General features: G+C 50.1%; 1 protein-coding gene. It reads left to right on the top strand.

Annotated features, from left to right (window positions below; all coding sequences use genetic code 11):
• Positions 1–149 precede the first annotated feature (149 nt).
• Positions 150–932, top strand: coding sequence for an IS21-like element helper ATPase IstB (gene istB / locus B5G28_RS14160; protein WP_087249832.1), 783 nt, complete (start codon positions 150–152; stop codon positions 930–932).
• Positions 933–1,197: the final 265 nt, after the last annotated feature.

Below are 1,197 nucleotides of genomic sequence, written 5' to 3'. Positions count from 1 at the left end.
GGGTAAAATTGTCTGGTTGCCCGGCCAATACAAGGGCCTGGCAGAGCGCAAAGGGATTGCCGCTCCTTATCCAGCAGCACGCCAACAGGACGTTCGTGTAGAAGTTCGTTCTCTGCATTTCTATGACTCCTTGTTGGGAGGTGCAGCACATGGTTGAGCTGGAACACACCCGCTCTCTCCTGGAACAGATGGGGCTGCTCACGGCAGCTCAACTTTTGGATGCACAGCTGGAACAATCTCTTCACAGTCAGCAGACCTATGTTCAGTTCCTCCATGACTTGTTATCCTCTGAACAGCAGGAACGCCAGCGAAAAAGCCGGGAAACACGTTTAAAACTGGCAAGGATGCCGCACCACAAGCGGCTGGAAGAATTTGATTTCACCTTTCAACCCAGCATTGACAAGCGACAGATCGAAGAGCTTGGGACGCTAGCCTTTGTAGCCCGAAATGAGAATGTGATTTTTCTGGGACCTCCTGGTGTGGGAAAGACGCACTTGTCTGTCGGTCTAGCTCTTAGAGCCCTGGATGCTGGAATGGTGGTCTATTATACCACTCTTTCCCGTCTCATTGGTGACTTGAAGAAGGCACAAACCCAGGGACATTTGGAGAGACGCTGGCGGATCTACCTGCGTCCAGCTTTGCTGGTGATTGATGAGGTTGGCTATATGCAGTTGAATCGCCAGGAAGCAGAACTTTTGTTTCGGCTGATTTCTGAACGTTACGAACACGGCAGCGTGATTTTAACCAGCAACAAATACTTCAGCGATTGGGGTGAGCTTCTAAGCGACAATGTACTGGCTACCGCTCTTCTGGACCGGTTATTACACCACGCTCATGTGGTAAATATCCGTGGCCAGACCTACCGGTTGCGTGACCGGTTGAAAGCAGGTATTCAAACAGTTCCACCGGCCACGCTTCCGGCTGATGGTTAACCGGCGTATGTGTTTCCGGCGTTTGGGTCATTTTGTGGCCGGCGTTTTAGGCATTTTTTATTTCGGCGTTGACACAATAGACAAAACGCCCCCTGTGTAGGAAAATAAACCTATACAGGGGGTGTTCGTATGTCCAGACAAAAATACAGTAAGCGCTCCATAATCCCCCGTGAGGGATAAAGAAAAGAGCTCCCATAAGGAGCTCAAATCGGTTAAAATTATTTGAGTTTGCAATACTCGGGAAGGCTTTCAGCCCAGGGGAGCA

The sequence above is a fragment of the Faecalibacterium sp. An77 genome (genome assembly GCF_002161315.1).
GTDB lineage: Bacteria > Bacillota > Clostridia > Oscillospirales > Ruminococcaceae > Faecalibacterium.
The sequence above is the reverse complement of the archived record's forward strand: the minus strand, read 5'-3'. Positions and strand labels throughout refer to the sequence as shown.

What these genes read in the sequence shown, in the direction of transcription:
- istB (WP_087249832.1), top strand. Translation starts at nt 150, where the DNA reads ATGGTTGAGCTGGAACACACCCGCTCTCTCCTGGAACAGATGGGGCTG.